This is a genomic window from Vibrio penaeicida, assembly GCF_002933855.1.
GTDB lineage: Bacteria > Pseudomonadota > Gammaproteobacteria > Enterobacterales > Vibrionaceae > Vibrio > Vibrio penaeicida_A.
Map to the genome: position 1 here is coordinate 70,172 of NZ_BFAQ01000009.1, position 4,938 is coordinate 75,109.

General features: G+C 43.4%; 3 protein-coding genes. 1 reads left to right on the forward strand and 2 read right to left on the reverse strand.

The annotated features are described in order from the left end of the window. Positions 1-18: 18 nt before the first annotated feature. Positions 19-2,493 carry a putative bifunctional diguanylate cyclase/phosphodiesterase gene (locus VPNCDNU1_RS03170; RefSeq protein WP_104399022.1) on the reverse strand — a complete coding sequence of 825 codons (2,475 nt, stop codon included), beginning with the start codon at positions 2,491-2,493 and terminating at the stop codon, positions 19-21. Further along, positions 2,490-3,608 carry a substrate-binding domain-containing protein gene (locus VPNCDNU1_RS03175; protein ID WP_104399023.1) on the reverse strand — a complete coding sequence of 373 codons (1,119 nt, stop codon included), beginning with the start codon at positions 3,606-3,608 and terminating at the stop codon, positions 2,490-2,492. Before VPNCDNU1_RS03175 ends, VPNCDNU1_RS03170 begins: the two co-directional genes overlap by 4 nt. Before the next feature lie 145 nt (positions 3,609-3,753). Here VPNCDNU1_RS03175 and VPNCDNU1_RS03180 point away from each other — a divergent pair, with 145 nt between their 5' ends. After that, positions 3,754-4,803 (forward strand): substrate-binding domain-containing protein, encoded by a 1,050-nt coding sequence (locus VPNCDNU1_RS03180; RefSeq protein WP_104399084.1) that lies wholly within the window; start codon positions 3,754-3,756, stop codon positions 4,801-4,803. Positions 4,804-4,938 lie beyond the last annotated feature (135 nt).

The window sequence follows — 4,938 nt, forward strand, 5'->3', positions numbered from 1 at the left end:
TACTACGATTGGTATAAGTTATCCTTGTCTCTGTTTCTTCTGATCATCGGTCAGATAATCTAGCCAATCATCAACAGGTAATGGTTTGGCGAAGTAAAAGCCTTGAGCGCAGCGGCAACCGATTTTCAATAGTGTATCGACATGGCTTTTGGTTTCTACCCCTTCGGCTATCACCGCTAAATCCAGAACTTGAGCCATTTTGAGGACAGCGCTGGTAATTTCATAATCCAGCTTGGACGAATTCACATCTTGAATGAAGCCTCTGTCGAGCTTAATGCAGTCTGCTGATAGGTTTTTGAGAACAGAGAGTGACGAATACCCCGTACCAAAGTCGTCGATGGCAATCTTATAGCCTCGTGCTCTCAACGTTTCAATAGTGCGAACGCAGGTTTCAAAATCACGCATCATGTCTCGCTCGGTTATTTCCAGCAGCAATTGATGAGGCTTGCAGTCCGTTTCATCGAGGATACTTTGTAACTGTTCTGCTAAGTCCGTCATGTAGAACATTCTCGCTGAGAAGTTAACCGAGAACATGACGCCCTCTAAATTCGTTCCTTCGTTTTGCCATTCAGATATCAAACTGGCTACTTCCCTGAATACCCATTTGTCGATATCAATAATCAGGTCCGTTTTCTCTGCCACTTCGAGGAAATCAATAGGAGGAAGTAATCCCAGCCTTGGATGTTGCCAGCGCACCAAGGCTTCCGCTCCGATGACTTTTTGAGAATGTAAGTCAATCTTGGGTTGGAAATAAACAACCAGCTCATCATTCTTAATCGCTTGGTGTAAACCAACGTTGGTTTCAATCAAATCGGTCACTTCTAAGGTCATCTTATCCGCATACACTCGGTACTGATCCCGACCGTTTCGTTTGGCGTGGTACATAGCCGTGTCTGCATTTCGAATGAGGGTTTCACCATCTGCACCATGGTGAGGGAATTGACAAACCCCAATACTGGCCGAAACAAACACCGTTTTATCTTGAATGTAATAGGGTTTTCGTAACGCTTTGTTAATGCGATCTGCCAGCACTTCGCCACTCGATAAACTGTCTACTTTGGTCAAAACCACCATGAACTCATCCCCTCCCATTCGAGCGACGAATCCAATGTCCGTAATCAACTGATCAAGAATTTCCGCAATGCTCGCCAACAAGTTATCACCGGAAGCGTGACCTAAAGAGTCGTTGATCGTTTTAAATTCATCTACATCTAGGTACAGCAACAGAAATGATGTCTCTTCATCGGTCGCTTTGGTAATTTCCTCATCCAATCTTTTGGTAGCCAGTAGCCTGTTTGCCAAACCTGTCAGCGGATCGTGATGAGCCAAAAAGTCGAAATTTTTCTTCTCTTCATTCAAGTCGGAATACGCTTGAGATAGACGAATAGCCATCTTGTTAAACGCGTTTTCTATATGGCTCCATTCATCCGTTCTGCCTAGGTTGATCGGTTTATTCGCGCCTTGAGACTCTAGACCTTCAAACCCTTCTTTTAAATCATCCAGCGGTTTTCGAATATGCCGTTTCACGACTTGGCTGATGAGCAGTAAGGAGGTAAGAAATGCAAGAATACTGATGATGATTGCGTTAAATCTGGATTGGCTAATTTCTTGCTCTAATTGCTGGGTTAGCTGCAGAGCTTGCTTTTGCACACGTGCTTCTGTTCTTTCCACCATATCAAGCAATTCGTTTTGCGCGCTCACCAATGCTTTCATTACTACCCAACGCTGTTCCAAATTCGCGCTAATACGGCGTAATGCTGCGTTATAACGTCTCACCGTGCGCTTCATCCGCTTTTTTTGCGCTTTGACTTCACTGGTGGCGATGTCGACGTTTTCTAAGTGCAGCAAAAAGATGTCCAATTCTTTTTGAATCTCGATTATCAGCACTTTCTCTGTTTCTGGTGTGATACGGCTATGAATGCTCCCGACCATTTTACCAACGGTAAGAAACACTTCACGCAGCATGTTTACCAAGTCGAGTTCGTTGTTATAACGAATGTAGTTTGGTTCGCGGATATGGGTGAGTTTGCTGTCGGCGACAATCAATTCAAGTTGATCAAGCTGTACAGCTAAAGAGTCGTCAATTTCTTGGGTCTGTTTTAGGATTCGGTTCAACGCCAGTGAGCTACCCAAAAAACGGTGGAAGTTATCGATAAACGAGTCCATTTTCTTCGAGAAATCACGGTTAGTCGAAAGATCCCTTAAGCGTTGTAGTTGAAGATCGATATTGAACGCTTCTTCCGACAACGTAGTTTCGCTAAACAGAAACGTCTGCTCCAGTAATTTAACTCTTGAAGTCAGTGCGAAAACTCGGCGGCTGATTTCAGAATTCACCGTAAGTACGGAAACGTGCTCGGAAGCTTCGGTTTTCAGAGTAGATTCGACGTAATATAGTGAACGAATAACGGTGAACAGGGCAATACTAAGAATGGCCAATAGCAATAGATTGGAAAATATGAGGCGCTGAGTAATGCTAGCTTGATTCAATTTCATCGGCCCTTCCATATTTTTAGGTAGGCGTCACGGTAGCCGTTCTGCGGGTCATAGATACCCGTATCTTCCTGATTAATAAGTTCTGCTACGTTTTCCGGTGTCACTAAGTGTACTGGTGCCGAATACCCACTTGGTGGCATGCCATGAAAAGCTCGGTTTAGCTCATCCACTGTCTGCCACCCTTGTAGGTAAAGAGGCTCTGGAACGGTTGCTAACTGGAAATAGTCTTGGTCGATGCGCTTATACGCTGCCTTACTTCCATCACCTGCAGAAATATTGTCTGGAACGGGTTTTCCTTTCTCAACATTAGATTCCAGCGATGGGATTGCGTAATCGATGTATAAATCGTTAATAGCCAAAATATGAGTGATCTGTTCTTCATGCTTGTCCCAAAGGTACTCGAAGGTTTCTGGCATCTCCTCAGCTATTTTATCTAACGGCAGCGGTTGTACCTCCAATAGGTTACAAGTTTCGCAACGCTTGATTGTGTCTGCCATCACGTTGGCTTTTATAGTGGCAATCTCGTAGTTAGGGTCTGTAAACACCACAGCATTAACATTGCCGTTGGAATTCACAATAGCCAATAGCGCAGCCACTTCAGCCACATCAAGTGGATCAGTCGTTATGTTCATGTACAACCCAAGCTCTTCGTTTCCACCTGCTTGCTCGGTTGCATGCCAACCAATCACCACTATCCCTAAACTTTCTGCAAGTCTTAGGATTTCTTGATGACGTTGCGCATCTATCCCCCCAAGGACGATCGCATCGGGTTCAAACCCAATGGCTTTTCTCAAAGCCGCTCCCTGCCTCACTTCAGAACCCAATCCATCGATAAAGCGAAGATGCCAATCTAAATTGGAAATGGCTTGTGACATTCCTCGCGCCACGCCATACACACCTCCATTTCTGAGATCAGAAGCAATGAAGATGATGTTCTTATCATGGACCATTTTCGGGCCGTCTGTAGGGCCATCCCAATTCAGGTCGCTTGCCACCGCTTTTGCAACTTTTTCACGCGCGTAAGCGAGAAAATCCCCATCAAAAGTATTGGCTATACTGTATGAGCTATAAGCAACTATGAACCAAGAAACGAGCCAGCGTATGATTTTCTTCATATATTTGTATATTTAATTATTTTTTTGTAAGCATTTTTATATAGATTAACAATAATGTTAATACATAATTAAACAATTGGTAACAGTGATGGGTGACCAGATTTATAAATTTTTTCTTGCTGCAATATTCATAGCTCTAACAACCATGCCAATCGAAGGCTTAACCAAGGACAACAAGGGCGAGAACTCCTTTACACATCAAATAGATGCTAAAAAACTAGACAGTTTTCAAGTTACGGTAAGCGCCAATCCTGAACCGCTAACTAAAAAACTGAGCAAGTCCGTTCGCATTGCAATTATTTATCCAAGCGCCGATATCTCTGATTTTTGGGTACGTAACTTCATGGCAATGACAAAACGTCTGGAGGCACTAAACCTCCCTTTTGAAATCGATGAGTTTGCCTCTAAGCAGATAGAACACTCGTTGCAGACACAATATACTGAAACGGTTCTCAATTCAGACATTCCATACGATTTTGTCATTTTCGGACCATCTGAGCTTGGTATACAAGCCGAGAATATTCAAAAATTATCTGCATCTAAAGATTTTCAAACCTTTATTTGGGCGTTCCATACCCCTAACCCAGAATGGACGCATCAGCCAGATGCATGGTTCGATTTTTCTAGTGAAATGGGTGCAGAGGTACTTTGTGACTACGTAATCAATCACTTAGGCAAAGGGATTGAGTTTGCCGCTAACCGTGGTATACCTGGAATTACCGATACTCAACGCTCACAGGGTTTTATTGACTGCGTAGAAGAGAAAGGCGATTGGCTTAGTCTTTACGAACATTTCGGACAGTATCAGAAGCTCGGGGGAGCTGATGGTGTTCGTTTAGTTTTAGATAATTTTCCAGAAGTTTCTATGATTCACAATGCCAACACTGCAATGACAATGGGCGCTGTCGATGCACTAAAAGAAGCCAATAAACACAAAGATATTTTTGTGACAGGCTGGGGTGGAACGGCAAAAGAGATCGAGAAGATAAAACGCGATGAATTGGATGCCACACCCATGCGTATGAGCGACGATTTAGGTGTAGCAACGGCTGAAGCGATCAAATTTTACGTTGAAAAACGAGCAGCAGAAATCCCGCATATCTATCTCGGGCGTATTACTGTGGCTCACAGTGGTATGAGTGATGTCGAGCTGAATACACTCACACGAGAAGCTTTTCGTTACTCAGGTCAATAAGCAACTTACACAATTCGTTATCGCAATTGTTATTCATTTAAACCTAAACGCCCTCTCATTGAGCAGGGCGTTTTCTATTTCGGATTAACATTAGATTCCCCAATTCAACTTATGGGTGAAATGCGCTTTCCACTA

What these genes read in the sequence shown, in the direction of transcription:
- VPNCDNU1_RS03170 (WP_104399022.1), bottom strand. Translation starts at nt 2,493, where the DNA reads ATGAAATTGAATCAAGCTAGCATTACTCAGCGCCTCATATTTTCCAAT.
- VPNCDNU1_RS03175 (WP_104399023.1), bottom strand. Translation starts at nt 3,608, where the DNA reads ATGAAGAAAATCATACGCTGGCTCGTTTCTTGGTTCATAGTTGCTTAT.
- VPNCDNU1_RS03180 (WP_104399084.1), top strand. Translation starts at nt 3,754, where the DNA reads ATGCCAATCGAAGGCTTAACCAAGGACAACAAGGGCGAGAACTCCTTT.